Here is a 25,710-nt window from a genome sequence, read left to right as displayed (position 1 = left end):
CACGCCTCCTTTGCACTCGGCCCCGAAGCCGCATCTCACCGGGAACAGGCCCACCTGCCGGCACTATAGGCGTTCGAGCCGCTTTCGCAACGACCTGCGGGTCGGGTCCATCAGAAATGTCCCGCCTACGTGTTTCGGGACCTCTTCAACTGCAAGCTGCGTATTTCGGATCTCCTGGACAGCCGGCTCGGTACCGTGGACACCGAGTTCGACACCGCGGTCGGAGGTCGGCAGATTGTCTAACTCTTCGCTGAGTAACAGTCGGGGCGGTCGGCTAGACTTCGGCAATCGGTCAGACGCGGCCATTTGGGAAGTGAAAGTCAACGACCGCTCCAGGCTGGGTGCGGTCGCTCGAGCGCTGAGGTTGAGTGTCGGCTTCAATACCGCTGTCTGCCACACGCAGGTTGCGGCTACCGATGACCGGACTGAGTTCTGGACCGGTTGCCTGTCAGATGCCGTGGGTTCCGCAAATGTCTGACGACCGCTGCTCCACTTAGCGGAGGGCAGATCTTGACCACTTGCGGTCAATCACCGAGTGAAGCCCCCCGCGCGCCTCTCAACGCTCAACTGAATCATCCGGCGCGACCTGATGCGGTCAAAGACGGTTGTCATCACGCAGGCAGTTTGACGGCAAGCAGTTCGACCTTCTCGATATTGGGCGGCGAGCTGAGCAAGGTCGCTGCATTGGCCATCAAAGCCGCGGCGATCTGACCATCAAGGTGTGCCTGGCGACCTGCCTCATCGGCGAAGGCATCGAACACACCGAACGTGGAAGGGCCAAACTTCAGTGCAAACCAAGCGGTGGTGCCGGACTCGGCATTAGCGAGTGGAAGTGCACTGGCCAGGAAATCGGCCAGCGCAGCTTCCTGTCCGGGTTTGGCCTCGAGACGAACAAACAGGGCGAGCTTGGTCATGGTGTGATCCTTTGGGTTGACGGGAGCTTGGTTAAAGGGATGGGCTGGTGTGTAGTCTAGGCCTGGCTTGAAGGTATCTCTATCGGCAGGAATGACAATATTGATATCATTTCTGCCATGAAGGTACATTTGCTTGTTTCTGATGGCGTGTTTGATCTGGGGCTTGCGGCGCTCACTGACACCCTGGGCTTGGCCAATGCCGTGGCGGGTTCGCTGCCACAGGCTCCCGCGCCAATTGAGATAACGCTGGTGGCCGTGCGGCGTCGCATCCGGACTGCGCAAGGATTGACGGTCCCCGTGATCCCCGCGCGCGGTGTGCCTGAACCTGACGTCGTGCTCGTGCCCGCGTTTGGCGAAAAGATGCCTGACACACTCGCCGCGCGACTCGCACGACCCGACATGCCTGACGCGGTCGCGGCTCTGCAAGAATGGTCCACCGCCGGCGCGCACCTTGGTACCGCCTGCTCAGGTGGTTTTTTGCTCGCGGAGAGTGGGTTGCTTGACGGGCACCACGCGACCACATCATGGTGGCTTGGGCCAATGTTTCGGCACCGCTATCCGAACGTCACGCTGGACGAGTCCCGCATGGTCGTGAGCACGACACGCTTCACCACAGCGGGTGCCGCTTTGGCCCACGTTGACTTGGCCTTGCGCATCGTCCGAGGGCAAAGTCCAGCGCTGGCGACCCTGGTGGCGCGTTACCTACTGGTTGAGGCACGCAGTTCGCAAGCCGAGTTCGTGATTCCCGACCACCTTGCGCATGCCGACCCCATAGTCGAGCGCTTCGAGTCCTGGTCCAGACGTCGGCTAGCGCATGGTTTCTCGCTGGCCGAGGCGGCCAGCGCCGCGGGCACAAGCGAACGTACTTTGGCGAGGCGGCTACAAAGCGTGTTGGGAAAGACGCCACTCTCGTACTTCCAGGACCTGCGCGTCGAACAGGCAGTCCATCTCTTGCGCACCGGGAACGCGAGTGTCGACCAGATTGCCGCCCAGGTTGGGTACACGGATGGGGTCACCCTGCGGGCTCTATTGCGTCGAAAATTGGGTCGCGGTGTCAGGGAGTTGCGGCGGGGGCCATGACCAGGGGTCTTTGGTGCAAAAAGCAGCCCGATGCCGCCGGAAAACGGTCGGTTGCAGCGGCTCTCGGCTGATTGCAGACCCTCGCAATCAGGGCATCGAAAGGCTGCTCCCGCTGCTTATGGAGAGCTCTCCATAGCAGCGCTTGCCGTCGGTCGTGCACGGGAGCTGGGTTCACAGTGCATTGCGCGAAGCTGTCATCGGCTCACCCATCAGCACGGCGGCATCAATGACAGGTATCAAGGTGGCTGCAGTCATCCGTAAGCAATGGGATGAACGCCCCCACCCGTAATGGCATCGACGTGCCAAAGTGGAGATGTTGATCAACCACTTGAACCGAGAGGGGCGTCCACCATGAAGCTTACGACTGTTGGCATCGACCTGGCAAAGAACGTGTTCCAGGTCCACGGAATTGACGAGCACGGCAAGGTGCTCCTGAAGAAGCAGCTGCGCCGAGACCAGATGGCGACGTTCTTCGTCAACCTGCCGCCGTGTCTGCTGGGCATGGAGGCTTGCGGCAGCGCCCACCACTGGGCGCGAAAGCTCCAGGCAATGGGGCACACCGTGCGCCTGATGGCACCACAGTTCGTCAAGCCCTACGTCAAGACCAACAAAAATGATGCCGCCGACGCCGAGGCCATCTGCGAGGCTGTCGGTCGACCGAACATGCGCTTCGTGCCCATCAAGAATGTTGAGCAGCAGGCAGTGTTGGCATTGCACCGGGTGCGCCAGGGCTTCGTGAAGGCGCGCACAGCGCAGGCCAATCAGATCCGAGGTCTCCTCGCCGAGTTCGGTCTCATCGTTCCCCAAGGCATCGGCTACATCGCCTCGCGGGTCCCGGAACTGATCGAAGACGCTGACAACGAGCTCCCCGGCTCCTTCCGTGTGCTCGTCCAGCGATTGCTCGACCACCTCAAAGAACTTGAGCGCCAGGTTGAAGAGCTCGAAGCACAGATCCAGGCATGGCACCGAAGCAGCGACATCAGCAGCCGGCTCGCTCAAGTGCCCGGCATCGGCCCCATCACGGCGAGCGCGCTGGTCGCCTCCATCGGGGATGCGAAGAACTTCGACGGCGGCCGACAACTGGCGGCTTGGCTGGGCCTGGTGCCCCGGCAGCACTCGTCGGGAGGGAAGTCGAACCTGCTGGGCATGAGCAAGCGCGGCGACAGCTACTTGCGCACGCTGCTGATACACGGTGCGCGATCGGTCATCTATCGCGCTGGACAGAAGGCAGATCCGTGTAGCTGGGTCAACGCAGTGGTGCAGCGACGCAACAAGAATGTCGCGGCGGTTGCGTTGGCCAACAAGAATGCTCGAATCGTCTGGGCGCTGCTGGCCCATGATCGACGTTACGAGACGGGTTACAGGAAGGCGGTCGAGGTCGCGTGATCGAAGGCCAACCGCAGAAGAGGAAAAACAACGTCAGGGAGAAATACCACCGATTGCTCAGGCGATCATGAAGTGATGGCAAGACAGGTAAGACCGTGGTTGGCAAAGCCCGCGCCGCGCGAGGCACCTAGAGTGCGTGTAAGCGATCGAGGCGTCAACCAGCAAATCCCATCAGGGACCGCAGCCAAAAGCTGCACTCGCAGTCCGAATGTACGGGAGCAATCTTCACCTTCGCGTTGTCATGAATTGTGAGGCTGGCATAGGGGGCGTTCATGTACGCGCGGCCATCCCATGGCTCGCGTTGGTCGGCCTCAGCGCCAGTTCGCCAAATCTATCGCGGCCTGCAATGCTGAACTTGGCCCCTCAAGAACCCGAAGGCATCAACTCATTGAGCAGTCGCTTGTCCGCCGCGTAGCAGTTGCACGCTGCTTGCTGCAGACCCAGCCGATCGAGCACAGTGAGCTCACCGCGGTGATATTCAATCAGTCCACGCCGCTGGAATTCGCTCGCTGCCCCGCTCACTCCCACGCGCCGTACGCCCAGCATCTGCGCGATGAAGTCCTGGGTCACATGAAATCGGTCAGCCTGGGCGCGATCCTGGCTCATGAGCAACCAGCGCGCCAGCCGCTCACTCACCGAGTGAAAACGCTGGCAGGCTGTGGCAAGTGATTGCTGATGCAAGCGGACCATCAAGGAGCCTTGCACCAGTTCTCGCAGCTCGGGCATGGTGGCCATGGTCTTGCGCAACACATGCGCTTCCAGGCGCCAGCAATTGCCAGCGCCTTGCACCACGGCTCTCCAGGGCGTCTTGGCCACTCCGAGCACCAATTCCGCCCCCAGCATGGACTCGGGTCCGATCATGCCCACAGCCAAGGGCGGGTGCGTCTCGATGTCAATCACCAGCGCAATGAATCCGGAGCGAGGAAAGTACGCGTGGCTCAGTGGCGCCCCATGCACGCTTAGATCGGACAATGCCACCAGCTCGAACGGGTTGCACAGCGCAAGAAAACGCTTGCGCAACGCTTTCGGAAGACGCTCAAGGAGGTGGTTCTCTGCGTTGTCCATGGGAAGCCCTGATACACGAGAAAACCCCTCTCGGAGCGAGCCCGCGAGGTTCGCAAGACAGGATGTCTTGCGCTCCCTTACCGACTGTAGACCTGTTCGGTTGACTGCTCTGTCTGGAACCGAACAAATATTCAAATCAAACACACTGGTAGCTTTGAGGGAAGGCGCAGTTCCAAGGCTTTGCGTATGAGACCTCTGACGGTAAAACTCACCGTCTGCCAAATCTAAAGTGAGATGGCCTGGATTCGCTGCCAGCGGTGTGGCAGCAGCACACCGATCTGACTGGCGCGCTGCATGGGCAGGCGTGCCATCACAGCGCAGATAGGCATAGGGATCGTGTCCGTTCATACGCGCCGACTGGATCAAGCTCATCACCGTTGCCGCCCGCTGGCCCGCGCGCAAGCTGGCAGCGAACAGCCAGTTGCTGCGGCCAATGGCGATGGGCCTGATCTGGTTCTCGATCCATTTGTTGTCAACCGAATTGCCCATCATCTGCAAAGCGGATGAGCGCTATCTAGCGCTTGAGGCTGTAGTCCAGCGCCTTCGCTGTGGCCGATCCGTCGAGCACCTTGCGCCGCTGCAGCGACATCCATTCGTAAAGGTCGTCCAGGAGTGGCTTTGTTCTCTCCCGCCGGACTGCGAGACGCTGCGCGGCGTTCAGCTCCTTGACCTCCTGCTCGATCGCATAAATGCGGGCCATCTGCTCCAGCGCACTCAGGGCGATCTGGCTTTGGTTGTCCGCGCCGACGGAGATTTAATCCAATCAACATCAAGCATGGTCTGTGGCCATGTAGCGCTGCATGGCATCGATCACCAGCGCGGGGTGACTCATGTGAGCAGCGTGACCCGCCACGTCCATGACTTCCAAGATGCTGCCCTTCAGTTGCTGGTTCAGATACTCACCCACCGCAAGCGGAACCAGGCTGTCTTCCTGGTGCTGAAGAATGAGGCAGGGGCGAGACACCTGGGGCAGGTCAGCCCGGTTATCAGCAAAAAAGGTGGTTTGCGCAAATACGCGCATCGCGACCGGGTTCGTGGAGCAAAAACTGTCGTAAAACTCACCAGCCAACGCTTCGCCCTGCGCGGCACCCGCCACCACGGACGATAGGTGATTGGCCCAGCCGATGTAGTCCTGATCCATCAGCGACAACAGGCCTTGGAGGTCGGCACGCTCGAAGCCTCCGGCATATTCGGGCGGATAGTTCAAGAAACAGGGCGTGGGCCCCACCAATATCAAGCGATCAAACAAGTCAGGGCGTGATATCGAAGCCAACAGTCCGACGTTGCAACTGGCCGAGCGGCCCACGAATGTGACGCCGCTCTGCAGCCCTTGCGCTTCGCACACGTCCAGAACATCTTGCGCGTAGCCGGCCAAGCTGCTGTAGCGAACTGCGCTAAAGGCCGATAGCTGCGACTTGCCGCTTCCAACATAGTCAAACAAGATTTGGCGATGTGTGCCAGCGAAAGCGGGCGTGATGCGGCTCCATACGGATTGGCTACAGCCAAGCCCGTGGGCAAACAAAATCGCTGGCCCGCTGTTTCCCAAGGATTTGACGTTGTTGCGTTTGTTGACGTTCATGGTCTTAAGCTGAAAACAGGGTGGTGAACCTTACCGCGGGGTGGTCAAGACTTTAAGCGTTCTGCCACAGGCCATTGATTCAGGACTTTTCGCGGCATTGCGGCGCCCCGCGTTCACCACAAACCGCCACGAACGCAGACATGTCTCATCTCCGTCATTCTTCTGGTAGTCGATGGGCTTCACTCACTTCAGCCTCTTCCGGCTGGCGGGGGGGCAGATCAACTCGGCACCTTGAGCGGCACGTCGATGTTGAATGGCCGGTGCTGAAGGTGCAGCGGACGCTCGCCTCGCAGGATGGCGAATGTCAGGTTCCGGCGGCGGCTGCCATCGGTCTGCAAAACCTGAGTGGCTGCAGTCAGTCTTGGGACCGCCTACCAGAGTGCCGCTTGGCAGCGGTTGCTGCCGTTCGAGTTTTCAACGTGCATGCCCTTGGCGTGCCGGATTGCGATCACTCCTATTCATGCATCGTGGTAAGGCGCAGAGACAGGTTTCAGGCGCGTAGTTGACATTGCTAGAGAGTTGACAACAGCGTGCAGAGATCTGCAAGCTCGACGAGCAAGACTGCAGCAGCATCAAGCATGGTGCGATCAATCACCTGGGCGTGTCGCCAGCGTTGATGGCTTACCGCGAGCACAAGGCCATGCTGGGCAAGACTTAGGCCGGCGAGAAGTTCCCGGCGGTTGTGATGATGGGGGCTGGCTGGATGGTGGTCCCCGACATCAAACCAGGCAAGTGATGGTGAGTGGCTGACCCGCCCTGGGTCAGCCACTCAGTCGGGATCGCTGTTTGCAGGTGATCCCGTCCTTTTTGTCAGTTGGCGCAGCAGCGCTGTGGCCAACCAGCCATCACTTTGATCCACCCGAAGCCTTGGCCACGTAGGCCGCCAGGGCGGCAATTTGCGCATCACTGAGTTTGCCGTTGTAGGACGGCATCTGCCCAATCCCGTTGCGCAGCGCGGTGGCCACGCGCTTGGCATCGGGCTTGAGCTCGTCCAGGCTGGGGCCCACGGCGCCTTCGGCTCCCGCGTCCTTGAGCGCATGGCACAGGGCGCAGGCAGGCACCGCGCCTTGGCCGAACAACACCTTGCCTTGTTGAAGTTGCGCGGCATCGTCGGCGGCGTGCACGGGCAGCACTGTGAATGCCAACGACCACAGGGCAGCGACCAACGCGTGTTTTTGGATTGTGCGCTTCATGCCACGCTCACTTTCACGGCGTGGTCGGCCCAGCTGGTGTTGTTGTAGCCGCCCGCGTTTTCCATGCGTTGTTCGGGCTGCACGTTGCCTGCGGTGTCGGTGGCTCGGCTCGCCAGGGTGAACTGGCCCGCCGGCAGGCGTGCCGCAAAAACAAACTGCCGCCACGCAAAGCGGCCGAGGTCGGGCCCCACCATGCGCGCGAGCTGCCAGGTTTTTCCGCCGTCCAGAGAAACCTCGACCTTGGCCACCGCGTTCATGCCGCCAAACGCCACGCCATGGATCTGTGTGTCACCCGCTTTAAGCGGGGCGCCGTCCGTGCCGGGACCGTTGATCCACGACTTCACCGTCATTTCCTGCACCGATGGCTGCGACGGGTCGCCCTTCGCGCCGGGCGGTGAAATGCGGTAGCCGTGCGACATGATGCGTGCGTCGGTCTCCTGAGCGGTGAAGGCCAGGCGTTTGACGTACTTGATGTTGTTCACGCCCGTGTAACCCGGCACGATCAAGCGCAGTGGGCCGCCGTGGGCCAGCGAAATCGGCACACCGTTCATTTCCCAGGCCAGCAGGGCATCGGCGAGTGCGGCAGCAGGCACCGAGCGTTCCACGATCACGCTCTTGGGGTCCAGTCCATCGGGGAGTTTTTCGCCGCCTGTGCCGGTGAGGTAGGCCATGCCGGCCTCCACGCCGCCCAGGGCATCCACCACCCAGCGCACCGGCACACCGCTCCACACCACACAGCCTGCTGCGCCCACTTGCCAAGGCGTTCCACTGGGCTTGTTGGGGAAGTAGCCGCGTCCGTTGCCAGAGCATTGCAACACCATCGCCGTGGTCTCGATGCCCATGCGCTTGAGGTCGCCCAGCGTGAGTTTGCGCGGGTTCTTCACCCCCTCGATGTTGATCTCCCAGGCATCGCGGTTGCCCAGGATCGAGACGTCGGGCGCGGGCAGGTTGTTGCGGATGTAGAGCTGCTCGGACGGCGTGATTACGCTGGTGCCGAACACACTGCGCTTGGTCTCAATGGTGGTGCTGCTGTGCACGATCAGGCTGGCCGGGTCCTTCCAGCCCACGTACGCTGGCAGAGGCTTGGCAGCACCGGCCACGGCGACGGGCGCGGTCTCACCAGCAGCGGCTGCGGTGCGGCCAAAGCTGGCCAGACCAACGGCAGCCAAAGCAGCGCCGCTGCCGGCCAGCAGGTGGCGCCGGGGGAGCGAGGTGGGTTGTTGGTTCATTTCTGGGGTCTCCGGTGGTTGGGCGTCGTGCGCCGGTTGGGGTGAAAGGGGTGAGCGGTTGATTCGTTGACAGGGACGCGGTGCCTCAGCCTGGCCCGGACACGGGAGGTGCCTGCAGTGCCGTCTGCGCGACCGCCAGTGCCTTCTTTTTCTGGGCCACCAGCAACAAGGGCTTGCCCTCGCGCGAGCGGATCACCTTCCAGTGCACGTTGCTCCACCAGCCGCTGGCCTCGCGCAGGTCCACAGGCTGGTCAAAGGCATACACCGTCACCATGCCGCCCTTCTCGAAGAACGTGGTGAGGTGGTAAGCGAGGTGACCTTCGATATCGCATGGCCGCATGAGTTGGGGAAACCCGGGCACCACGTTGGCGTCCCGCATGCCCAGGTGCATGAGCAACTGGCGCTGCTCCATGAAACTGCCCCGCAAGCTGCGCTCGTGGTATTCGTGGTCGATCGCGTCGCGCACCATCGCTGGCGGTCGCACGGCTAGCACCCCGCCGCTGGTGCCACCGGCCAGCAAAAGCGCAGCCAGAAAACGCTGCAAGCCGCGTCGCGCCAGCAGCGGCTGCGGCTTTCGGTACAGGTGTGCCGGTGCGTCGCTGGCCTCGAAGGCGATCGCCAACTCGGCGCGCGCGCGCAAATCGAATTCGCTGTCGGGCAGGAAAGGCGCGTCGGTATCGGGGCTCATGTCTTGGTCCTGCGAAACGGGGTAACGTTGACATCGGCCTTGGGTGTCGCAGGTACCCCCATGGCCAGCTTCAAAGCGTCGCGCGCACGGGCTAGGCGCGACAACACCGTGCCGGGCGCGATCTCCAGCGCCTCGGCCATCTGGGCGGTGGGCATGTCGTCGAAATAAAACAGCACCAGCACCTCGCGGTGGATGGGCGCCAGGCGCGCGAGCGCCTTGACGACATCGAGTTTGTCGTCCAGCCCCGCGTCGGGCGCCGCTTGCTCGGGCTGCTCTTCATCGTCCAGCGACTGCATGCTGGGTGCGGCCTGGCGAAAGGCGGCGCGGCGCATGATCTGAAAGAGCCAAGCCCGTGCCAGCGCAGCGTCGCGCAGTTGCTCCCGGTGCTTCCAGGCGTTGGCAAAACAGTCTTGCACCACGTCTTCGGCAATGGCGCGCGAACCAGTGAGCGCCCACGCACTGCGCAGCAAAAAACGGTAGTGCTCACGCACCCATTGGTTATAGCGGGACTCGGCAGACTGGAACAGCATGGTGATCAAGAGCGCTGCGTGGCTTGGTTCATTCCGTGGCGCTCATCGGTACTTTCCCTAGGGCTGTCGATCAAGGCCCCCGCGTCCCACCCAGCGACGGAAATTCCGCTTCCGCACCTTTGGCTGTGCGCTGCTGCAGGGTGTGCAGTCGGCGTTGCATGCTCTGGATCTCCACCGTCTGCCCGGCAATGATTTCCTCGGCCAACTGCCGGGTGACAGGATCGCGCCCATGCTGCAACACCAGCCGCGCCATGTCCACAGCGCCGGCGTGGTGCGGAATCATCATCGCCAGAAAGTCCTGGTCGGCCTGGCCTGCGTAGCCCGGGCTGTGCATGGCCTGCATCATGCGGGCCATCGATTCGTCCATATCCCGCTGGAATGCGCTGGTGTGCGCGGCGCTGGCGCCGTGGCTGGTGTGCGCGCCGCTCATGCCGTCTGGCCCTTCTCGCCCACACGCACGTAGACGAGGTTGATGCTCTTTTTGTTGCGCAGCGCGCCAGAGGGCAGCGTCAGATTGCCCAGGGGGATCTGCGCAATGAAGGTCGGGCGCAGCGGGTCGCTCACATCAAATGCACTGCACACGGTCTGGCCCGCGTTGGGCGTGCCGGGCAGCTCGTCCTGTTCGTGGGCCACATACAGCAGCGTGTTCTCGGGGTTGGTCCACAACCCGTGCGACTCGCGGCCACGGCTGGAGAAGGTGCCCACCACCTTGCGCTGTCCGCCCGGAGCGCTGCGGTCGATGATGGCGATCGGGCTCGACGCCACGCCGCCGGGGCCACCATCGTCGATGCGCGCCAGGCTGGCATAGACCACGCTGCCGCGCGCATTGCGCACGAACTCAACGTGGTTGGGCCGCGCGCCCATGCCCAGCGGCACGGTGTCGATCAGGTCGAAGCCACCCTGCGTCGAGCGGCAAGACACCGCATCAGCCAGCTTGTGCGAGAACCACACCTCGGCACCGTCGGGTGTGGTCTTCATGAAGGGCGTGAAGCCGGGTTTGTCCTGTGCGCTGATGTCCAGCGTGGTCAGCCGCTGCGGTTGGCTGTGGCCATCCGCGCCGGGGTTGACGCGGAACACGTCGATCTTCGACACCTTCTGGCTGGCCACAAAGGCCAACGTACCCTCACGGTTGAACCACACCTGCGCCGGGCCGCTCAGCGTGGGCAGGTATTGGCGAACCGCGCTGGAGCCCGGGCTGTCGGCCCCCTTGAGCTGGCGAACGGCACGATCGACGCCGACGATGGCAATGCGGTCTTCACCGCGCAGCGTGACCCACAGCTCGCGGCCGTTGCGCGTGAAAGTGGGCTCGTGCGGTTCGCGGCCCAGCAGCAGGCCACTACTCAGGCGCTCGGGGTTGGTGGTGGGCCCAGACGCAGGGTTGGGTGTGTTGCCGATGACGCGGCGCTGCTCGGCGTCGATCAGATAAATGTTGCTGGAGCCGCGCCCGCTGGTGGCCAGCAACCGGCCATCGGGCGACGGCACCGCGCCGTGCGCATCGATACAGCCGTGGTACAGCGGCTTGTGGACCATCGCCGCGTGCGTTGGCGCCACGCCGGCCGTCACAAAGCGAAACGGGGGACGAGGGTCTTCGTCAAAGCTGGTCAGGTTGATCGTCGACTCGACGGTGTTGGTCTTCGGGTCGATGACCACCAGCGTGTTGGAGTCTTCATTGGTGATGAAGACGCGATCGCGCGGGTCGATGCCGGTGGCTGCGGCTCCCGCTGAAGCGCCGGACGGGGCCTGGGCATGTGCTGCGGGCAGCGCGCTGGCTGCCGCGGCGGCCAGGGTGTACTTGAGAATGTCGCGGCGTTGGGTGGTCATGTTTGCTTTCTGAGTTGTTGTGGAGAGTGATCGCTTGGGTCGTGGGCCGGCAGCCGCCGATGAACCACTGCCCAGCGCTTGCTTCAGGTCAAGAGCGCGGCTCGGGCCGTTTCATTCCCTGGGCATGCCGACAGCGCGTCGCGCCGACGCCGCCCTGGCCTTCAGCGCGGGGTGCCAAGTTGCCGATAGACCTCGGCCGACACCTGCGCCAGCACGCTGCGGTCGGCGTCGGACGACAGGGCGTAGCCGAAGGGACCGTCGACCCAGTAGAAGACATTGACCACACCTTCGCGTGCGAAGCGGAAGGCCGTGTCTGTGTTCTTCACGCCGGCCTGCAGTGCCTTGTCCGGCCCCGCGGCACTGCCCACGTCGGCGACATCGTTGGACACGTACAGCGTCAGCTTGCTGCCGAGCTCGTTGCGGTACATGAACTGCGCCACCGGCCCCTGGCCACCCGGCAACAGGCGCCCGCCTTCCAGCGTGTAGCCCTGGGCCTGCAGGTGCGGCGGCTTCATCGGCGCGCCCATGCGCTTGGACAGCCAGGCCACGAGCTGGTCTTCGTGCGCCGCGTCCACCTCGACCGGGCGGCGCGCGTCTGGGCTGTACACCGCATGGGCCACCGCCGCGCGCTGTGCGAAGCTGCCCGCTGACACCAGCGTCAGGCCGCGCTCGGCGGGTGCTGCGGCGGCCATGCGGCCGGCATCGTCGCCCCCCGCGGGCAGGCCGCCCCGCAAGCCCCAGCCTGTGGCGCCGCTGATGACGGCGATGGCGATCCCAGCGGCCAGGCGCTGGAGGTACCAAGGCGTCTGCGGCACGGCACGCGGGCGCGCCGATTTCAGCAGGCGCTGCGGCGGCTGTTCATACAGCACGGGATCGAACAAGACGTGCAGTTCGCGCTTCTGCGCCCGGTAGGCCTCCAGGCGCTGCGCGTCTTCAGGGCGTGCGGCCAGATAAGCGGCGATCTCGACCTGGCGCTCAGCGGGCAGGCGGCCATCAACGAACGCATGCAGGTCGGCCTCGGTGACCGGGGGAATGGACGGTGGCGGACGGTCGGTATTCATGGGTTGCTTCTCAATACATTCATTTGACGACTTTCAGCCGCACCGGTTCTGCGCGGCCTTCCATCAGGCCGCGCAGGCGCTCACGGCCTCGCGACAGGCGCGACATCACGGTGCCGATGGGGATACCCAGGGCCTGCGCCACATCGGCATAGGCCATGTCTTCCAGCGTCACCAGAAGAAGCACTTCCTTCTGCTCGACGGGCAGCAAGTCCAGTGCAGCCTGCAGATCCAGTACAGCCAGCCTGTCGGTTTGTGTCGGCGCCACCGGCACTTCGGGCGTGTCGTCGTCCATGGTCACGGTGTGCAGCCTGGGACGGCGCACGCCATCGACGTGCAGGTTGTGCATGATGCTGAAGAGCCAGGCGCGCATGTCGGCCACGCCGCCCCACAGGTTCGACTTGGCCCAGGCCCGCTCCAGCGTGTCCTGCACCAGATCGTCGGCGTCGTCACGGTTGTTCACCAGCGCGCGCGAATAGCGGCGCAGGCGCGGCACCCAGCTCAGCAGGCTTGCGTCGTCTTGCATCGGGGGGTCGTGGCCTGAGGGTCTGGACGGAAGTCGACAGCAAATGTCATTCCTTGATGATGTGCCAGACGTCTTTGAAGTTGTCGCCGGCGCGGTCGCCGGGCTTCTGGTCGGCCTGGTAGGTGTACACCGGCTTGCCCTTGTAGGCCCACTGGCGCGCACCGTCGTCGCGCATGACGATCGTGTATGCACCGGCGGGTTGGTCGCTGGCGGCGGCCATCGCGTGCGGCCAGATAAGCGGCGATCTCGACCTGGCGCTCAGCGGGCAGGCGGCCATCAACGAACGCATGCAGGTCGGCCTCGGTGACCGGGGGAATGGACGGTGGCGGACGGTCGGTATTCATGGGTTGCTTCTCAATACATTCATTTGACGACTTTCAGCCGCACCGGTTCTGCGCGGCCTTCCATCAGGCCGCGCAGGCGCTCACGGCCTCGCGACAGGCGCGACATCACGGTGCCGATGGGGATACCCAGGGCCTGCGCCACATCGGCATAGGCCATGTCTTCCAGCGTCACCAGAAGAAGCACTTCCTTCTGCTCGACGGGCAGCAAGTCCAGTGCAGCCTGCAGATCCAGTACAGCCAGCCTGTCGGTTTGTGTCGGCGCCACCGGCACTTCGGGCGTGTCGTCGTCCATGGTCACGGTGTGCAGCCTGGGACGGCGCACGCCATCGACGTGCAGGTTGTGCATGATGCTGAAGAGCCAGGCGCGCATGTCGGCCACGCCGCCCCACAGGTTCGACTTGGCCCAGGCCCGCTCCAGCGTGTCCTGCACCAGATCGTCGGCGTCGTCACGGTTGTTCACCAGCGCGCGCGAATAGCGGCGCAGGCGCGGCACCCAGCTCAGCAGGCTTGCGTCGTCTTGCATCGGGGGGTCGTGGCCTGAGGGTCTGGACGGAAGTCGACAGCAAATGTCATTCCTTGATGATGTGCCAGACGTCTTTGAAGTTGTCGCCGGCGCGGTCGCCGGGCTTCTGGTCGGCCTGGTAGGTGTACACCGGCTTGCCCTTGTAGGCCCACTGGCGCGCACCGTCGTCGCGCATGACGATCGTGTATGCACCGGCGGGTTGGTCGCTGGCGGCGGCCATCGCGGGCGGCCACAGCGCGGCGCAGCCGCCGTTGCAGGTGCTCTTGCCGCTGCCTGCCACGTCCTTGTCGAAGGTGTAGAGCGTCATGCCCTTGGCGTCGACCAGCGCGCCGTTGGCGAGCTTGGCCGGCGCGTCGGCAGCCATAGCGCCGGTGAGTGGTGCCGCGAAGGAAGCCGCTGTGATCAGCAGCGCGGCCAGAGTCGAAAGGTGCTTCATGGGGTTGTCCTTTGGGGTCTGGTGGAGAGTAGCCACGCTGCGTGCCGTTCAGTAAGCCGCAGCCACCGCCAGCTTGGGGTCGATCTGCCAGGTTTCACTGACGATCTTGCCTTCACGGAACGTCAGCACGTAGCGCACCTTGATGGGCATCTTGCCTTCGAAGACGACGTTGGCCGAGACGGTGGCGCCCTTGGGGTTGGCCGATTCTTCAATCTGGCCGACTGTGAGCTTCAGTGGGCCGACGGCCTTGCCGAACTTCTCCCAGGTGCCGCGAATGGCATCGGTGGTGGCATAGGTGCCGTCGAGTGGGCCGCCTACCCAGTTCAGCTGGGCCTGGTCGGCATAGGCACGCATGACGATCTGGGTGTCGCCCGAGGCGATGGCCTGGAAGTGCGTGCGGGCGTCGTCGCTGGGGGCGGCGAAGGCGCTGCCGGAGGCGAGCGTCAGGGCGGTGGCGGCGAAAGCGAAAGTCTTGAACATTGTGGGCTCCGATGAAGGGTTGGTGTGAAGTGAAGGGGGGTGAGTGCGGGACGAAGGGTCAGATAGGTCCCGACAAAAGAGCAGACGGCGTCGGCATGCGGTCTATTCCAGAGCGTGCAAAGAAATTTAGGGTCAGGGCCCTGGGCCGTGAATTCGAGGCTTCAGCCCAGCAGGGCCGGCACCCAGCGGTTGATGAGCGCGCCTCCGACGATGAGCCAGCCGAACAAGATCAACGCCAGCAGCAGCGGCTTGGCCCCGGCCTTGCGAATGGCGCCGATGTGCGTGGCCAGGCCGAGCGCAGCCATCGCCATCGCCAGCAGCGCGGTGTCAATCTCGGTCGTCACTGCCACCACCGACGCCGGCAGCCATTGCAGCGAATTGAGCAACACGACCGCGACGAAGCCGAAGGCGAACCAGGGCACAGCGAGTTGACCCTTGGCGTGAGCATGCTCTGCCTCCACTAGGGCTTGCAGGGTGCTGTCGCGCGCCAGCCAAGCCGACAGCATCACCAGGAACGGCGCCAGCATCATTACTCGAACCATCTTCGCGATGACGGCCGAGTTGGCTGCGTCCGGGCCCACCGAACGTGCTGCGGCCACCACCTGGGCCACCTCGTGGATGGTCGATCCGACGTAGATGCCGAACCCGTTGGCGCCGCCGGGGATCAGCGCCCAGTGCCGGTTCAGCTCGAACAGCGCCGGGTACAGGAAGATCGCCAGCGTGCCGAACACCACCACCGTGGCCACCGCCACCGTGACCTGCTCGGCGCGCGCCTTGACCACCGGCTCGGCGGCCATCACCGCAGCAGCGCCGCAGATGGCACTGCCAGCGCCGATCAGCATCGCCGTCTTGCGCTCCAGGCCCAGCCAGCGCGTGCCGATGAGGCAGGCCAGTGCGAAGGTCGAACCCAATATCATCGCGTCGATGGCGACACCAGCGATGCCGACATGGTCAATGTCCTGCACGGTGAGCCGCAGGCCGTACAGCACCACGCCCAGGCGAAGCAGGTTCTGCTTGGAGAAGTTGACGCCGGCGCCGCTGGCTACCGCCAAGCGCGGGGCCCACGGGTAAACCGTGTTGCCCACGATCATGCCCAGCACGATGGCCAGCGTCAGCGCACTGAAGCCATGGTCCTGCAGCCAGGCGATGCGGCCCAGCGCGATACCGGTGGCAGCCAAGGCGCCGCTCAGGGCCAGGCCGGGGAGCATGCGTGCGAAAGCCGATGCAGAGGCCAATGTGCGTGGCTCAGGAAGTACGTTGATGGTCATGCTGCTTGCCTCCGGTTGAAGTTCGTGAGGACAAAGCTTCCGGCTTCATGGATGACCCGTCAAACGGGTTGTATCGCTAAGATGTACCCATCTAATCGCTTTGCAAACGAATCCGCCATGAATACCCTTCGCCTCACGCTGCGACAGCTGCAGATCTTCGTGGCGGTTGCGCGCAGCGGCACTACCACGGCAGCCAGCGCCGAGATTGCGCTGTCGCAGTCGGCCACCAGCTCGGCCGTGAATGAACTTGAGCGGCTGCTGTCGCTGCGCCTGTTCGACCGCGCGGGCAAGCGCCTGCTGCTCAACGACAACGGCCGTGCGTTACTGCCGCGGGCCCTGGCGCTGCTGGACGGTGCCGCCGGCATCGAGCTGATGTCCCGCGATGGCAGCGCCCAGGCGCAGTCGCTGCGCATCGGCGCCAGCACCACCATCGGCAACTATGTGCTGCCCAGGCTGCTGGCCCGTTTTGTCGCAGCGCAACCGGGCCATGCCAGTGCCTGGCGCTCAAAGGTCGTGATCGGAAACACGGCGGCCATCTGTGACGCGGTCGCTGCGTTTGAACTGGACGTGGGCCTGATCGAAGGGCCTTGCCACCAAGCGGCGCTGGCCGTCACGCCATGGCACCAGGACGAGATGGTGGTCGTTACATCGCCTGACAGCGCGTGGGCACGAATGAGCCTGGCCGGCGAGCGGGTGCCAATGCGGACACTGCGTGAAGGGGTCTGGCTGTTGCGTGAGTCGGGCTCGGGAACGCGCGAGGCCACCGACCAAAGTCTGCTGCCCCACTTGCGCTCCTACCGTCGAAGCATCGAGCTGGGAAGTTCGGAGGCGATCAAACATGCGGCCGAGGCGGGTATGGGGGTGGCCTGCCTTTCGTCGTGGGTCGTGAGCGACGCTTTGGAGGCCGGCCGCCTGTGCCGCATCTCCACGACCTTGCCGCGGCAGCTCCGACAATCTCACCTGGTCGTGCATCGCGACAAACAGCCCACCGCTTCGCTGCTGGCATTTGTCGACCAGGTATTTGGCGCCGAGAACACGGCGCCATGAAATGTGACTCCATCGAGGTCAGGCCTGAGCAGCTCGCCAGTCGGCGCTCAAAGTTTATCCACGCACCTTCAACGAGATTCACGGCAGGCTCACCTGCACAAATGCCGGATGCGGATGGCGACGTCAAGACTGCCGCATATCCACATACCGCGCGCGATGTCTTGGGCATTGCGATCCAACGGCCACCCCTTGTTTCCTTCTTTATTTGCGGCGAGAGCAATGATCAGAATGTTGCAACAGCATCAGGTCAAAGTGAACTATTGCCCGTCTATCACGCACTTTGAGGAGCACAGGGAACCCGGGTGGCGGGTATTGCGCTACGGACACTGAAGGACCAAAAGAAGTGATTCGCCCTCCCTGCTGGCGCTTGAAGAAGGCCTGCCCATGGTCCAGAACACCTTTTCGTCCGTGACGCAAAGGGCCATTCCAGAACTTTGCACTTCGCTACAGTGCCGAACGACCGGTACAGGTAATCGATCGGTCGCTTGAGATCCTGACCGGTAAGCGACCGCTTGCGTTGGCGCCCATGGACTCTGCCGTCGAACCTAAGTGGCAGCAATCAGTCTGAACTTGTCATCCGCATGCGAAGGGCGGGGGTGCAGCGTTATGCACAGCACGCAGTTATGGACAGTTGGCCAGTCTGAACGCGCCAGAGGCTGTGATCGCCCTGGTAGATCGCAAGGAGGCGGTGCCGTTGAACTGGACATAAGTTCGCAGTCGGCGCATGAATGGTGATCTCACAACTGGAGATCACCATGGACTTGATTCTTTCGATGCACCCGATGGCCAGGGCATGGCTGCTCGATGGCCCGCTGTCTTCATACGTCGGGGCGTTCCAGGCATTGCTGGAGCGCGGCCGGTACGCCGAAGGCAGCTCGGAGACTGCCCTTCGTGCCTGGTCGCACTTTGCCCACTGGATGGCGAAGTGCCAGGTATCTGCCGAACAGATCGACGAAGCCCTCGTCGAGCAGTTTCTGGATTCGCATCTGCCGCGCTGCGACTGCCATCCCGCGGCTCTGCGTACACGCAGCGGCTTGAGCGCCAGTCTCGGACACCTGCTCGCCTTGTTGCGGGAACAGCATGTCATCGTGGAACTGCCAGGCCCCAGCGGTCCCATTGCAGAAGAACTGAACCGTTACAACGTCCACATGCGCGACGCCCGCGGCCTGGCGATAGGCACGCGCGAGGATCGGCTGGTACTCGTAGGTCGTCTGCTGCAATGCAAGTTCGCGGGCAAGGCCATCGCCATCGGCGAGTTGCAGCCGGAAGACGTTCGCGGCTTCATCGCAACCGAGCTCACGCGGGTCAGCAGCGGGTCGCATTCCAGCGCGGTCACTGCTGCGCTGCGGGCCTACTTCCGATACCGCGGGACCTGCGGTGACGCAGTGAACAGCCTGCTCGGCGCTATCTCGTCGCCGGTGCGATGGAGCCAAGCATCGTTGCCGCGCGCGCTGACGACCGAGGAGGTCCAGCGCCTCGAAGCGCATTGCGCCGAGGCCAAGCGGGCTCCGCTGCGCCTGCTGGCCATGGTGCGCCTGGCCTTGGATCTCGGACTGCGCGTGGGCGAGATCGCCAAGCTGGAGATCGGCGACTTCGATTGGCGTGCCGGAACGGTGACCTTGAAGCGAACAAAGTCCCAGCGCCAGGATGTCCTACCGCTGCCGGTGCTCACCGGGCAGGCTCTGGCGGAGTACATGAGACACGAGCGGCCCGCAACCACGCTGCCATCGCTGTTCGTCCGTCGGTTGGCGCCACACGACAAGCCCATCGGCGTCGATGCAGTGAGCCAGGCAATCGGGCGTGCCCTGCGAGGTGCCGGCATCTCACGCGGTTGCCATTCGTTGCGTCACACGCTGGCCTGTCGCCTGGTCAACAGCGGCAGTTCGATCAAGGAGGTCGCCGATGTGCTTCGGCATCGATCGCTGGACACCTCGTTGATCTACGCCAAGCTCGACTTGCAACTGCTTGCCGAGGTCGCTCTGCCTTGGCCTGGGAGTGCATCATGAGCGCCGCAGCATCGGCGAACATCGACCTCACCGCCAAGGTGGAGCAATACCTGACTGAACGCCTGCGCCTCGGGTTCAAGCCGTGCTCCTCTGATCTCGCTGTGCGCAGCTTCACTCGCTTCATGGTCGGAGAGGGACGCGACATCGCGTTGACGGTAGACGTGATGGTCCAGTGGGCGCACCAGGTACAGCCTCGGTATCTCGTGGGCGGCCGGGCCAATGTCGACACGGCAGCGCGCCGACTGGCAACGCTGCGCCCCTTCATGCGCTGGCTCCAGCAGTTCGATCCGACTGTCGAAGTTCCTGACGATTCCAGCTTCGGTCCGATCCCGCGCCGCGTGGCGCCTCACATCTACAGCGAAGCCGAGATCGCGGCATTGATCGTCGCTGCCCGCCGACTCGGCCCCTCGGATGGCCTTCGTGCCACCACCTATGCAACGCTGTTCGGTCTGATCGCATCGGCCGGGCTTCGGGTCTCTGAAGCGATCAACCTGGCCGACTCGGATGCAGATCTGGACGGCGGCATCCTGACCATACAGCAGACCAAGTTTGGCAAGTCCCGCATGGTGCCGCTGCACCCCAGCGTGATCGGTCCGATGGCAGCCTACCGGGCCTTGCGCCGCCAGTACGTGCCTGCGAAGCCGCAGATGACATTCTTCGTGGGCTCGCGTGGCGTGCACCGGGGTGAACCGCTGGGAGATCGGCAGGTGCATCGAGTGTTCTGTCAGCTGCGCGAGCAATTGGGTTGGATCGATCGCGGCGGCCATGGCCGACCGCGGGTGCATGACCTGCGCCATAGCTTCGCCGTGAGACGGATGATCCTGTGGCACCAGCAGGGAGCGAACCTTGACCAACGAATGCTGGCCCTGTCCACGTACATGGGCCACATCAATATCTCCAGCACGTACTGGTACCTGAGCGGCGTGCCGGAGTTGATGGCGTTGGCCGGCGCTCGATTCGAACGCTTCGCCGACGTCGCGGAGAACGACGATGAGTAGTTCTGAACACCGCAAGCCCGCTCCGCCGAGCTTCGCGACGCTGGTCCAGTCCTTCTTCGCCGAGCACCTGACGCAGCAGCGCGCGTTGAGCCCGCAGACCGTTGCGGCCTATCGGGACGCGTTCGTGCTGTTCCTGGACTTCGCCCAGGCGCAACTGCACAAGACGCCCACGACGCTGTCGCTCGCCGACCTGACGCCCGCGCTGATCCTGGACTTCCTCGATCATCTCGAACGCGATCGGCACAACACCGTTCGCAGCCGCAATGCGCGACTGGCCGCGCTGCGCTCGTTCCTGAAGTTCGCAGCCCGGCGAGACGTGACGGCACTTCAGGTCGTCGAGCAGGCGCTCGGCGTGCCGATGAAGCGCTTCGAGCGGCCGATGTTCGAGTTCCTGACACGCGAGGAGATGCTGGCCGTGATCGGCGCGCCAGGAGCGGATTGGATGGGCCAGCGAGACAAGCTGCTGCTGGCCCTGCTGTACAACACCGGTGCCCGCGTGTCGGAGGCAATCGGCGTAAAAGTGGGCGACGTCGTGCTGGCACCCGCCGCCTGCGTGCATCTGCATGGCAAGGGACGCAAGCAGCGGTCGGTGCCGCTCTGGCGATCGACGGTCAAGGTGATCCGCGCCTGGCTGAAGTTCAACCCGGACCTGACTCCCACGTCGGCGCTGCTGGGGTGATCTCGTTTCCCGTGCAAATCATTCCGTTTGCAGCTACGGGTTTACCCCCATTCCGGCCAGCTGCCGTAATGTCGCGAGCTCAGAAGGCATGTGGAGCACTCGAATGTTGGCGAGCGCCTGTATCGCCTCTCGCTTGGACCAAATATCGGTCTTGTCGCTCGTGAGAAAAACTGAGCAGCCGGACTTAACCGCCGAGTCGAGGTGCTGTGCGTCGACCTGGGCGCCCACCAACCTGCGTAGCGGTTCGAAGAGCGTGGATGGCTTGTAGTCGTTCCAGGTTCCGGGAGCCTCTTTCCAACTCAGGTTGCTCTGCTTCCAGGTGGCGCCCGAGCCGGGGACGAAAGCTCTGACCCGGCGATTTCGCTGCTCGAAGGGGAAGTAATGGGTTTTCAGAAGGCCAGCAGCTTCCAAGGCAGCGACTTCCTTGAGCATTCCGCCGGTGTCCACATACGCAAGAAGCATCTCATCTCCCAGAATTTGATGGGCTCAGTGGATCACGGTTGAGCGAGCTCGTTGAGTTGGATGCCAACGAACATCGGTTGAATTGCCCGCCAGACTTCAGGTGGCAAGATACGCTTGCAGGTCGGCTTCAACTGGGCCAGATAAGGATGGCTTTCTCCTGGCGAGTTTTAAATTCCCCGAGCGCCCCGCCAGGCTCATCTTCAATGAATTTGGTCCCCTCGTACTGGGCTTCTGTGGCTGACTTCAAGACCCAATTCCAGCGGGAAAGGGAACCACCCTTTGCCTGCCAGGGATCCTCAAAGTCGTCGCCGTTTACAACCACCATGCAGTCGATGCCGCTTGGCGGGGAAAGTGCCGTGCGCATCGCGGCTATCAAACCGGGCGGGCCGAACACAAGCAGATCTGTGTCGGAGCATGCCTGGGCTCGGCCACTGGCCTGCGAGCCGATCAGCCACACAGATGAAGGCTGTACAGGGAGTCCTGTCAGTGACTCGACGAAAGTGCGCACGTGGGGGGCAAGAATCGGCTGCATGCAGGCCTCGGGGTTAAGAGTTGTCCGGGCGAGGACCGAGGCCGCTCTCGAAGCGCTCCTGAAGTCCGGCGGTCGGGGCATCCAGGTACCTCAACGCCGACTCCATGTCGCGCCATCCGACGTACTCCATCATCTCCTTGATGTCCCATCCACTGGCGCGTGCCCATCCGGCAAATCCGCGCCGCAGCGAATGGCTCGAGTAGCCCTCGGCAGACTCGACGCCGGCGTCATGGAACATCTTGCGTAGCAAGGGAATCAGGCTGGTGGGGTGCATGGGGCGTTCAGACATGTGGCCCCATTGGTCGATACCGCAGTAAACCGGGCCCGCCTGGCGGCCGCTGACGGCGATCCACTCCAGGTAGGCGTCCACAGGACACAGCCGGGACAGAGCCGGGCAATGGAACGTGCGGCCCTCCAACGCGCGATCCGTCTTGCTCCTTTCCAGCCTGCAGGTCAGGCCTGTTCCGGCAACGGCCGTCACGTTCTCCACTCGCATGTTGACGATCTCATCGGATCGAAACGCGCGCCAGAAGCCCAGCAGCACGATGGACCGGTTGCGCGTCAGCTGCAGCAAGGCCGTTTCATCGCCTTGTTCGTGTGCCGTGCGCTGCGCGGCTTGCAACCAGTCGGAGATCTTTTGGAGCTGATCGAGCTCCAGTGGTCGCGCCTGCTTTTGCTTGGCCGGGTGCTTCGCCACAATGCCCCTGAGCACCTTGCGTACCAGCGGCGTCTTGGTCGGGTCCGCAAAGCCCTGTTCGGCATGCCAGCGCGCGAGCGCCGCCAGCCTTTGCCTCAAGGTGCTGACCTTGTGCGTACTTGCGTAGGCCACGAGGTAGCGGGCAACGGTATCGCTTGTGGCCGGTAGCAACCCTTTCCAGTCCTGCTCGAAGTGCTTGATCGCGGCTGCGTAACTTCGCACCGTGGTCTCACGGTCGGCAGCCTGCAGATAGTCATCCAGTTCACCCACCACGCCTCCTTTGCACTCGGCCCCGAAGCCGCATCTCACCGGGAACAGGCCCACCTACCGGCACTATAGGCGCTCGAACCGCTTTCGCAACGACCCGCGGGCCGGGTCCGTCAGAAATGTCCCGCCTACGTGTTTCGGGGCCTCTTCAACTGCAAGCCACAACGCCGGCTACCAAAACGCGCGTTGGTCGATGCGTGAAAGAAGCGAGGCGAGCACAACCAGCGACTGGCCGTCAATGTTCATCGGGGTGCTGCCTGCCCCCATCGGAACCGCGCCGTTGGAGTGCTCCATGGCTCGCGCCATCACCTGGTCGACCAGGCTGATCCTGGGCACCAGAACGTACCGCACGTCGCAGTTCAACCCATCTGCAATCTTGGCCAGGGTGTTGAGAGAAATCGAGCCATCAGCTTCCGACTTTTCAAGCTGCCTGACTCCTTGCGGAGAGATGCCGATGCGTCGACCCAAGGTCTCAGAGTTCATGCCCAGAGCCAGGCGCACAGTCTTCACCCACCCGCTCCTGGGCGTGCCTGGACCCTGCAGCTTCGCTAGTTCGCGAAACTGGCTGTCGAGTTCAACCAAGCGGGAAAGATCCAATCGATTCTTCAAGGGCGAGTGGCAGCGAAAGTTCAAAACAACACTCTGATTGCGCAGATGTCTTCGCAAGGCAAGTGGGAGCTTTCCATTTGCGCTGGACCGCCTTGAAACGGGTTTTGCGCGGAGAAAGTTCAGCTATCTTCGCACGCTCAGTCCCAAACAGGACCAACTAGTCCCCTAAATATTTGACGAGTATGTTGCAGTTAGACAAAGAACAGATCGGCCATTTCAGCGAGATGGACCTGGAAGAAATCCTTCAAACCGGTGGCTTTGATGCAATCCTTCCAAGAAGCCTTAGCGACGGCCAATTGGTGAGTGTTTCCGATCAACTTCGGGCCATGCTGTGGGGAGAAGGCACACGAGGGCCCGACGGCGAACCCAATGCAGCGATTGCGATGGCGTTGCTGTTGATAGCAAAGGCACATCCGTCGCCTCCCGTAAATGGCGAACTCATGTTTGAAGGCAGCCTTGAGCAGTTACGCGACGTGATGATGGTGCTCAGCATGGCCGCAGACCGCGAGATCGTGAACAGACTGCTTAATCGCCCAAACGATGACGAATCGTTGTCCATGCTGACAGGAATTGAAGCCATCATGGTCGGAGAAAGTTCTCCATCTCAGCCCAAAAGGGCTAAGCAACGTCCTCAGGCAGCAGTGTAGAGAGATCGGTTCGAACAGACTTCAGCACCTTCTCAATCGATGCTGCATCGAATCTACGCGCATATGCCACTGCAAGGAGAGTCATTGGGTGAACCTGCAGGCCTTCAGCGAGGTGCTCCACCATGCCAATGCTGGGGAGCTGCTCGCCCTGCTCGAGACGCCCAATGTGCCGCCGGCTGATCGCCGGTGTCAGATCCTCCTGGGTAAAGCCGCGAGCTTCGCGCAGCTGCTTGAGCGCGCGACCGACAGCAGCTTTTGGTGGATCTGACTTTCGAGTGGGCATTCACTCGATTTCCGCCGATGGCGACTTAAAAGACCACGTCTAACTAGTCGCATTTTGATGGAAATTAGATGATTTCCATTTCCGAATGGCTCCCCCAGATTCCTCAAACCAGTGTGGACAAGAAGCGCGTCTGCATCTCACTGCAGCGAACTCACCGCAAACGGGGAACTACAGCCTGTTCGCCCACCTGATCAAAAACAAGGTACTGCATCGTGCAGATTCAATTTCTCAATGAGCGTCCCGCCCCCGATGTTCAAGTTCAGCCCGAGGTCCAACTGGACCATTGGCGAATCCTTCAACGTGGGACCGGGACGCTGCACATCGTCGCGATGCTGGGCCCCATGACACTCAGAGTTACTTCGGCCTTGGCTGCCATCGATCTTGCGAGCGCAATGGTCAAGACGGGATCAGGTCGCAACTATCACCTCGCAGCACCGCCCGAAGAAGACAAGGAGCTGCGGATGTTGATGGAGCTGCGCGGCAAGCTTGCCATCGGGACGGTTTCGGCTGACGTGAGCGATGGCGTCTGGCACGCGGTGTCTGTCGGCTCGTGGCCAGACCATGGTGGCGGGTTGCTGCCACCCTTGCAATAGTTCCGTTTCCTAGCTACGCACTATGGATTTCAACGACGCACTGAACCTCTTTCAGCGCACCTTGGCCACGGAGAGATCCCGGCCCGATGTGCACGCGGCGATGCTGGACCTGGCCAGGCCCGACACCATCAACGAGGCCAGCTCTCAGGTCGTGAATGCGCTGACCCGCGGTGAGCGGGTATGGATGACGTCCGATCTGCACCTGGGCCACACGAACGTGATCGAGTACAGCAAGCGTCCCTTTTTCGACGTCATGCAGATGAACGAGCACCTCATCACCCAGATCCAGAAGGTCAAGGACGACGAATGGCTGCTGATTCTCGGGGACCTGGCCATGGGCGACCACGACGAGGCCATGGAATGGATCCGGCGCCTCCCGGGTCGCAAGGTCCTGGTGCTTGGAAACCATGACCTCAAGCGCAATGGCAAATGCCTTTACGCCAGGGAGCGCGCACCGCACGGACGGCAGCCGCTGTTCGAAGCAGTGGTCCCCTTTCTGTTCTGGCGGGACATGCTGGGCCGGACCGTGTTCGCGAGCCACTACCCGGCGACCGTAGATCATCCCTTTCGGCGGCTCGTGAACTACCACGGCCACTTGCACCGCGACGTGCTGGCTCCCACTGAAATCACCCATTTTGTGAATGTGGGCTGGGACGTCACCCAAGGATTGTTATGCCTTTGAACCCTCAATCCTTCAGTAAGCGATTCGAGCCCGAGCGCAGAGCGCAAATCGACAGTCGCAACCGCATCCCCTTGCCGCCGGGCATGGG

General features: G+C 62.9%; 31 protein-coding genes and 2 pseudogenes. 11 read left to right on the top strand and 22 right to left on the bottom strand.

Going from position 1 to position 25,710, the window contains the following annotated elements:
• Window positions 1–611: 611 nt before the first annotated feature.
• Window positions 612–914: a putative quinol monooxygenase gene (locus ACSQ9E_RS12620; protein WP_020228489.1), complete on the bottom strand. Its 303-nt coding sequence runs from the start codon at window positions 912–914 to the stop codon at window positions 612–614.
• 117 nt (window positions 915–1,031) lie between these two features.
• Between ACSQ9E_RS12620 and ACSQ9E_RS12615 the strand changes: the two genes are divergently transcribed.
• A complete protein-coding gene (locus ACSQ9E_RS12615; protein WP_057267361.1) occupies window positions 1,032–1,994 on the top strand; it encodes a GlxA family transcriptional regulator in 963 nt (320 codons plus the stop codon).
• Window positions 1,995–2,345: 351 nt separating this feature from the next.
• Entirely contained in the window at window positions 2,346–3,380 is a 1,035-nt protein-coding gene (locus ACSQ9E_RS12610; protein ID WP_057268701.1) for an IS110 family transposase, read from the top strand.
• A gap of 363 nt (window positions 3,381–3,743) precedes the next feature.
• Here ACSQ9E_RS12610 and ACSQ9E_RS12605 read toward each other — a convergent pair whose 3' ends face one another.
• From ACSQ9E_RS12605 to ACSQ9E_RS12550, 12 genes and pseudogenes are all read right to left on the bottom strand, one after another.
• Window positions 3,744–4,070 (bottom strand): Crp/Fnr family transcriptional regulator, encoded by a 327-nt coding sequence (locus tag ACSQ9E_RS12605; RefSeq protein WP_436220212.1) that lies wholly within the window; start codon window positions 4,068–4,070, stop codon window positions 3,744–3,746.
• A gap of 599 nt (window positions 4,071–4,669) precedes the next feature.
• Window positions 4,670–5,181, bottom strand: a pseudogene (locus tag ACSQ9E_RS12600) (IS66 family transposase); the annotation flags it as partial.
• 33 nt (window positions 5,182–5,214) lie between these two features.
• Window positions 5,215–6,024 (bottom strand): alpha/beta fold hydrolase, encoded by an 810-nt coding sequence (locus tag ACSQ9E_RS12595; RefSeq protein WP_057268698.1) that lies wholly within the window; start codon window positions 6,022–6,024, stop codon window positions 5,215–5,217.
• An 845-nt stretch (window positions 6,025–6,869) separates the two neighbouring features.
• Complete coding sequence (locus ACSQ9E_RS12590; protein WP_008904214.1) at window positions 6,870–7,217, bottom strand: c-type cytochrome; 348 nt, start codon at window positions 7,215–7,217, stop codon at window positions 6,870–6,872.
• Window positions 7,214–8,446: a sulfite oxidase gene (locus ACSQ9E_RS12585; protein WP_008904213.1), complete on the bottom strand. Its 1,233-nt coding sequence runs from the start codon at window positions 8,444–8,446 to the stop codon at window positions 7,214–7,216. The genes ACSQ9E_RS12590 and ACSQ9E_RS12585 overlap by 4 nt, the downstream gene beginning before the upstream one ends.
• 85 nt (window positions 8,447–8,531) lie before the next feature.
• Window positions 8,532–9,134 (bottom strand): hypothetical protein, encoded by a 603-nt coding sequence (locus tag ACSQ9E_RS12580; protein ID WP_008904212.1) that lies wholly within the window; start codon window positions 9,132–9,134, stop codon window positions 8,532–8,534.
• Entirely contained in the window at window positions 9,131–9,664 is a 534-nt protein-coding gene (locus ACSQ9E_RS12575) for an RNA polymerase sigma factor (RefSeq protein WP_050813810.1), read from the bottom strand. Before ACSQ9E_RS12575 ends, ACSQ9E_RS12580 begins: the two co-directional genes overlap by 4 nt.
• A 70-nt stretch (window positions 9,665–9,734) precedes the next feature.
• Window positions 9,735–10,094 (bottom strand): DUF305 domain-containing protein, encoded by a 360-nt coding sequence (locus ACSQ9E_RS12570; RefSeq protein WP_008904210.1) that lies wholly within the window; start codon window positions 10,092–10,094, stop codon window positions 9,735–9,737.
• Entirely contained in the window at window positions 10,091–11,485 is a 1,395-nt protein-coding gene (locus ACSQ9E_RS12565; protein WP_008904209.1) for a YncE family protein, read from the bottom strand. Before ACSQ9E_RS12565 ends, ACSQ9E_RS12570 begins: the two co-directional genes overlap by 4 nt.
• Before the next feature lie 161 nt (window positions 11,486–11,646).
• The gene (locus ACSQ9E_RS12560; RefSeq protein ID WP_015012966.1) at window positions 11,647–12,546 is read right to left on the bottom strand and encodes an anti-sigma factor family protein; all 900 of its coding nucleotides are present in this window, start codon (window positions 12,544–12,546) and stop codon (window positions 11,647–11,649) included.
• Window positions 12,547–12,565: 19 nt separating this feature from the next.
• Entirely contained in the window at window positions 12,566–13,069 is a 504-nt protein-coding gene (locus tag ACSQ9E_RS12555) for an RNA polymerase sigma factor (RefSeq protein ID WP_008904230.1), read from the bottom strand.
• Between the two features lie 46 nt (window positions 13,070–13,115).
• Window positions 13,116–13,304 (bottom strand): annotated as a pseudogene (locus ACSQ9E_RS12550) (COG4315 family predicted lipoprotein); the annotation flags it as partial.
• Between ACSQ9E_RS12550 and ACSQ9E_RS12545 the strand changes: the two are divergent.
• Window positions 13,243–13,440 carry a hypothetical protein gene (locus ACSQ9E_RS12545; protein ID WP_436220290.1) on the top strand — a complete coding sequence of 66 codons (198 nt, stop codon included), beginning with the start codon at window positions 13,243–13,245 and terminating at the stop codon, window positions 13,438–13,440. The pseudogene ACSQ9E_RS12550 and the gene ACSQ9E_RS12545 sit on opposite strands and share 62 nt — an antisense overlap.
• On the opposite strand, the gene ACSQ9E_RS12540 is transcribed toward ACSQ9E_RS12545, so the two are convergent.
• From ACSQ9E_RS12540 to ACSQ9E_RS12525, 4 genes are all read right to left on the bottom strand, one after another.
• The gene (locus ACSQ9E_RS12540) at window positions 13,433–13,936 is read right to left on the bottom strand and encodes an RNA polymerase sigma factor (protein ID WP_008904230.1); all 504 of its coding nucleotides are present in this window, start codon (window positions 13,934–13,936) and stop codon (window positions 13,433–13,435) included. The two genes, ACSQ9E_RS12545 and ACSQ9E_RS12540, sit on opposite strands and share 8 nt — an antisense overlap.
• 46 nt (window positions 13,937–13,982) lie before the next feature.
• Entirely contained in the window at window positions 13,983–14,300 is a 318-nt protein-coding gene (locus ACSQ9E_RS12535) for a COG4315 family predicted lipoprotein (protein WP_231624607.1), read from the bottom strand.
• A 120-nt stretch (window positions 14,301–14,420) separates the two neighbouring features.
• Window positions 14,421–14,852, bottom strand: a complete 432-nt coding sequence (locus ACSQ9E_RS12530; RefSeq protein WP_008904227.1) for a nuclear transport factor 2 family protein — start codon at window positions 14,850–14,852, stop codon at window positions 14,421–14,423.
• Window positions 14,853–15,013: 161 nt separating this feature from the next.
• A complete protein-coding gene (locus ACSQ9E_RS12525; RefSeq protein WP_008904226.1) occupies window positions 15,014–16,120 on the bottom strand; it encodes a YeiH family protein in 1,107 nt (368 codons plus the stop codon).
• A gap of 117 nt (window positions 16,121–16,237) precedes the next feature.
• Between ACSQ9E_RS12525 and ACSQ9E_RS12520 the strand changes: the two genes are divergently transcribed.
• The 5 genes from ACSQ9E_RS12520 (at window position 16,238) to ACSQ9E_RS12500 (ending at window position 20,850) form a co-directional block, all read left to right on the top strand.
• Window positions 16,238–17,167, top strand: a complete 930-nt coding sequence (locus ACSQ9E_RS12520; protein WP_008904225.1) for a LysR family transcriptional regulator — start codon at window positions 16,238–16,240, stop codon at window positions 17,165–17,167.
• Entirely contained in the window at window positions 17,164–17,451 is a 288-nt protein-coding gene (locus ACSQ9E_RS12515) for a hypothetical protein (protein WP_133156668.1), read from the top strand. Before ACSQ9E_RS12520 ends, ACSQ9E_RS12515 begins: the two co-directional genes overlap by 4 nt.
• Before the next feature lie 471 nt (window positions 17,452–17,922).
• Window positions 17,923–19,173: a site-specific integrase gene (locus ACSQ9E_RS12510; RefSeq protein ID WP_235516236.1), complete on the top strand. Its 1,251-nt coding sequence runs from the start codon at window positions 17,923–17,925 to the stop codon at window positions 19,171–19,173.
• Entirely contained in the window at window positions 19,170–20,171 is a 1,002-nt protein-coding gene (locus ACSQ9E_RS12505; RefSeq protein ID WP_008903160.1) for a tyrosine-type recombinase/integrase, read from the top strand. Before ACSQ9E_RS12510 ends, ACSQ9E_RS12505 begins: the two co-directional genes overlap by 4 nt.
• Window positions 20,164–20,850, top strand: a complete 687-nt coding sequence (locus ACSQ9E_RS12500; RefSeq protein WP_436217964.1) for a tyrosine-type recombinase/integrase — start codon at window positions 20,164–20,166, stop codon at window positions 20,848–20,850. The genes ACSQ9E_RS12505 and ACSQ9E_RS12500 overlap by 8 nt, the downstream gene beginning before the upstream one ends.
• 33 nt (window positions 20,851–20,883) lie before the next feature.
• Here ACSQ9E_RS12500 and ACSQ9E_RS12495 read toward each other — a convergent pair whose 3' ends face one another.
• From ACSQ9E_RS12495 to ACSQ9E_RS12480, 4 genes are all read right to left on the bottom strand, one after another.
• Window positions 20,884–21,282, bottom strand: a complete 399-nt coding sequence (locus ACSQ9E_RS12495) for a hypothetical protein (protein ID WP_436217963.1) — start codon at window positions 21,280–21,282, stop codon at window positions 20,884–20,886.
• A gap of 157 nt (window positions 21,283–21,439) precedes the next feature.
• Complete coding sequence (locus ACSQ9E_RS12490; RefSeq protein ID WP_436217962.1) at window positions 21,440–21,844, bottom strand: hypothetical protein; 405 nt, start codon at window positions 21,842–21,844, stop codon at window positions 21,440–21,442.
• A gap of 13 nt (window positions 21,845–21,857) precedes the next feature.
• On the bottom strand, window positions 21,858–22,811 hold the full coding sequence (locus ACSQ9E_RS12485; protein ID WP_436217961.1) for a tyrosine-type recombinase/integrase: 954 nt from the start codon (window positions 22,809–22,811) through the stop codon (window positions 21,858–21,860).
• Between the two features lie 168 nt (window positions 22,812–22,979).
• Window positions 22,980–23,291 carry a helix-turn-helix domain-containing protein gene (locus tag ACSQ9E_RS12480; RefSeq protein ID WP_436217960.1) on the bottom strand — a complete coding sequence of 104 codons (312 nt, stop codon included), beginning with the start codon at window positions 23,289–23,291 and terminating at the stop codon, window positions 22,980–22,982.
• A gap of 308 nt (window positions 23,292–23,599) precedes the next feature.
• On the opposite strand from ACSQ9E_RS12480, the gene ACSQ9E_RS12475 reads away from it, so the two are divergent.
• The gene (locus tag ACSQ9E_RS12475) at window positions 23,600–24,064 is read left to right on the top strand and encodes a hypothetical protein (RefSeq protein WP_436217959.1); all 465 of its coding nucleotides are present in this window, start codon (window positions 23,600–23,602) and stop codon (window positions 24,062–24,064) included.
• On the opposite strand, the gene ACSQ9E_RS12470 is transcribed toward ACSQ9E_RS12475, so the two are convergent.
• Window positions 24,036–24,347: a helix-turn-helix domain-containing protein gene (locus ACSQ9E_RS12470; protein WP_436179691.1), complete on the bottom strand. Its 312-nt coding sequence runs from the start codon at window positions 24,345–24,347 to the stop codon at window positions 24,036–24,038. The genes ACSQ9E_RS12475 and ACSQ9E_RS12470 overlap by 29 nt on opposite strands.
• Before the next feature lie 212 nt (window positions 24,348–24,559).
• Here ACSQ9E_RS12470 and ACSQ9E_RS12465 point away from each other — a divergent pair, with 212 nt between their 5' ends.
• Together ACSQ9E_RS12465 and ACSQ9E_RS12460 are read left to right on the top strand one after the other, a co-directional pair.
• Entirely contained in the window at window positions 24,560–24,940 is a 381-nt protein-coding gene (locus ACSQ9E_RS12465) for a hypothetical protein (protein ID WP_436217958.1), read from the top strand.
• A gap of 22 nt (window positions 24,941–24,962) precedes the next feature.
• Window positions 24,963–25,622 (top strand): metallophosphoesterase, encoded by a 660-nt coding sequence (locus tag ACSQ9E_RS12460; protein WP_436217957.1) that lies wholly within the window; start codon window positions 24,963–24,965, stop codon window positions 25,620–25,622.
• The last annotated feature ends 88 nt before the right edge of the window (window positions 25,623–25,710 follow it).

This window comes from Acidovorax sp. LjRoot118, from assembly GCF_964253575.1.
GTDB lineage: Bacteria > Pseudomonadota > Gammaproteobacteria > Burkholderiales > Burkholderiaceae_C > Acidovorax.
This window is presented reverse-complemented; position numbering and strand designations above follow the sequence as displayed.

What these genes read in the sequence shown, in the direction of transcription:
- ACSQ9E_RS12585 (WP_008904213.1), bottom strand. Translation starts at nt 8,446, where the DNA reads ATGAACCAACAACCCACCTCGCTCCCCCGGCGCCACCTGCTGGCCGGC.
- ACSQ9E_RS12590 (WP_008904214.1), bottom strand. Translation starts at nt 7,217, where the DNA reads ATGAAGCGCACAATCCAAAAACACGCGTTGGTCGCTGCCCTGTGGTCG.
- ACSQ9E_RS12495 (WP_436217963.1), bottom strand. Translation starts at nt 21,282, where the DNA reads ATGCTCAAGGAAGTCGCTGCCTTGGAAGCTGCTGGCCTTCTGAAAACC.
- ACSQ9E_RS12510 (WP_235516236.1), top strand. Translation starts at nt 17,923, where the DNA reads ATGGACTTGATTCTTTCGATGCACCCGATGGCCAGGGCATGGCTGCTC.
- ACSQ9E_RS12540 (WP_008904230.1), bottom strand. Translation starts at nt 13,936, where the DNA reads ATGCAAGACGACGCAAGCCTGCTGAGCTGGGTGCCGCGCCTGCGCCGC.
- ACSQ9E_RS12490 (WP_436217962.1), bottom strand. Translation starts at nt 21,844, where the DNA reads ATGCAGCCGATTCTTGCCCCCCACGTGCGCACTTTCGTCGAGTCACTG.
- ACSQ9E_RS12615 (WP_057267361.1), top strand. Translation starts at nt 1,032, where the DNA reads ATGAAGGTACATTTGCTTGTTTCTGATGGCGTGTTTGATCTGGGGCTT.
- ACSQ9E_RS12560 (WP_015012966.1), bottom strand. Translation starts at nt 12,546, where the DNA reads ATGAATACCGACCGTCCGCCACCGTCCATTCCCCCGGTCACCGAGGCC.
- ACSQ9E_RS12610 (WP_057268701.1), top strand. Translation starts at nt 2,346, where the DNA reads ATGAAGCTTACGACTGTTGGCATCGACCTGGCAAAGAACGTGTTCCAG.
- ACSQ9E_RS12520 (WP_008904225.1), top strand. Translation starts at nt 16,238, where the DNA reads ATGAATACCCTTCGCCTCACGCTGCGACAGCTGCAGATCTTCGTGGCG.
- ACSQ9E_RS12480 (WP_436217960.1), bottom strand. Translation starts at nt 23,291, where the DNA reads ATGAACTCTGAGACCTTGGGTCGACGCATCGGCATCTCTCCGCAAGGA.
- ACSQ9E_RS12570 (WP_008904210.1), bottom strand. Translation starts at nt 10,094, where the DNA reads ATGAGCGGCGCGCACACCAGCCACGGCGCCAGCGCCGCGCACACCAGC.
- ACSQ9E_RS12525 (WP_008904226.1), bottom strand. Translation starts at nt 16,120, where the DNA reads ATGACCATCAACGTACTTCCTGAGCCACGCACATTGGCCTCTGCATCG.
- ACSQ9E_RS12575 (WP_050813810.1), bottom strand. Translation starts at nt 9,664, where the DNA reads ATGCTGTTCCAGTCTGCCGAGTCCCGCTATAACCAATGGGTGCGTGAG.
- ACSQ9E_RS12605 (WP_436220212.1), bottom strand. Translation starts at nt 4,070, where the DNA reads ATGGTCCGCTTGCATCAGCAATCACTTGCCACAGCCTGCCAGCGTTTT.
- ACSQ9E_RS12565 (WP_008904209.1), bottom strand. Translation starts at nt 11,485, where the DNA reads ATGACCACCCAACGCCGCGACATTCTCAAGTACACCCTGGCCGCCGCG.
- ACSQ9E_RS12530 (WP_008904227.1), bottom strand. Translation starts at nt 14,852, where the DNA reads ATGTTCAAGACTTTCGCTTTCGCCGCCACCGCCCTGACGCTCGCCTCC.
- ACSQ9E_RS12535 (WP_231624607.1), bottom strand. Translation starts at nt 14,300, where the DNA reads ATGGCTGCCGACGCGCCGGCCAAGCTCGCCAACGGCGCGCTGGTCGAC.
- ACSQ9E_RS12515 (WP_133156668.1), top strand. Translation starts at nt 17,164, where the DNA reads ATGAAATGTGACTCCATCGAGGTCAGGCCTGAGCAGCTCGCCAGTCGG.
- ACSQ9E_RS12595 (WP_057268698.1), bottom strand. Translation starts at nt 6,024, where the DNA reads ATGAACGTCAACAAACGCAACAACGTCAAATCCTTGGGAAACAGCGGG.
- ACSQ9E_RS12580 (WP_008904212.1), bottom strand. Translation starts at nt 9,134, where the DNA reads ATGAGCCCCGATACCGACGCGCCTTTCCTGCCCGACAGCGAATTCGAT.
- ACSQ9E_RS12505 (WP_008903160.1), top strand. Translation starts at nt 19,170, where the DNA reads ATGAGCGCCGCAGCATCGGCGAACATCGACCTCACCGCCAAGGTGGAG.
- ACSQ9E_RS12620 (WP_020228489.1), bottom strand. Translation starts at nt 914, where the DNA reads ATGACCAAGCTCGCCCTGTTTGTTCGTCTCGAGGCCAAACCCGGACAG.
- ACSQ9E_RS12460 (WP_436217957.1), top strand. Translation starts at nt 24,963, where the DNA reads ATGGATTTCAACGACGCACTGAACCTCTTTCAGCGCACCTTGGCCACG.
- ACSQ9E_RS12555 (WP_008904230.1), bottom strand. Translation starts at nt 13,069, where the DNA reads ATGCAAGACGACGCAAGCCTGCTGAGCTGGGTGCCGCGCCTGCGCCGC.
- ACSQ9E_RS12470 (WP_436179691.1), bottom strand. Translation starts at nt 24,347, where the DNA reads ATGCCCACTCGAAAGTCAGATCCACCAAAAGCTGCTGTCGGTCGCGCG.
- ACSQ9E_RS12545 (WP_436220290.1), top strand. Translation starts at nt 13,243, where the DNA reads ATGACGATCGTGTATGCACCGGCGGGTTGGTCGCTGGCGGCGGCCATC.
- ACSQ9E_RS12500 (WP_436217964.1), top strand. Translation starts at nt 20,164, where the DNA reads ATGAGTAGTTCTGAACACCGCAAGCCCGCTCCGCCGAGCTTCGCGACG.
- ACSQ9E_RS12475 (WP_436217959.1), top strand. Translation starts at nt 23,600, where the DNA reads ATGTTGCAGTTAGACAAAGAACAGATCGGCCATTTCAGCGAGATGGAC.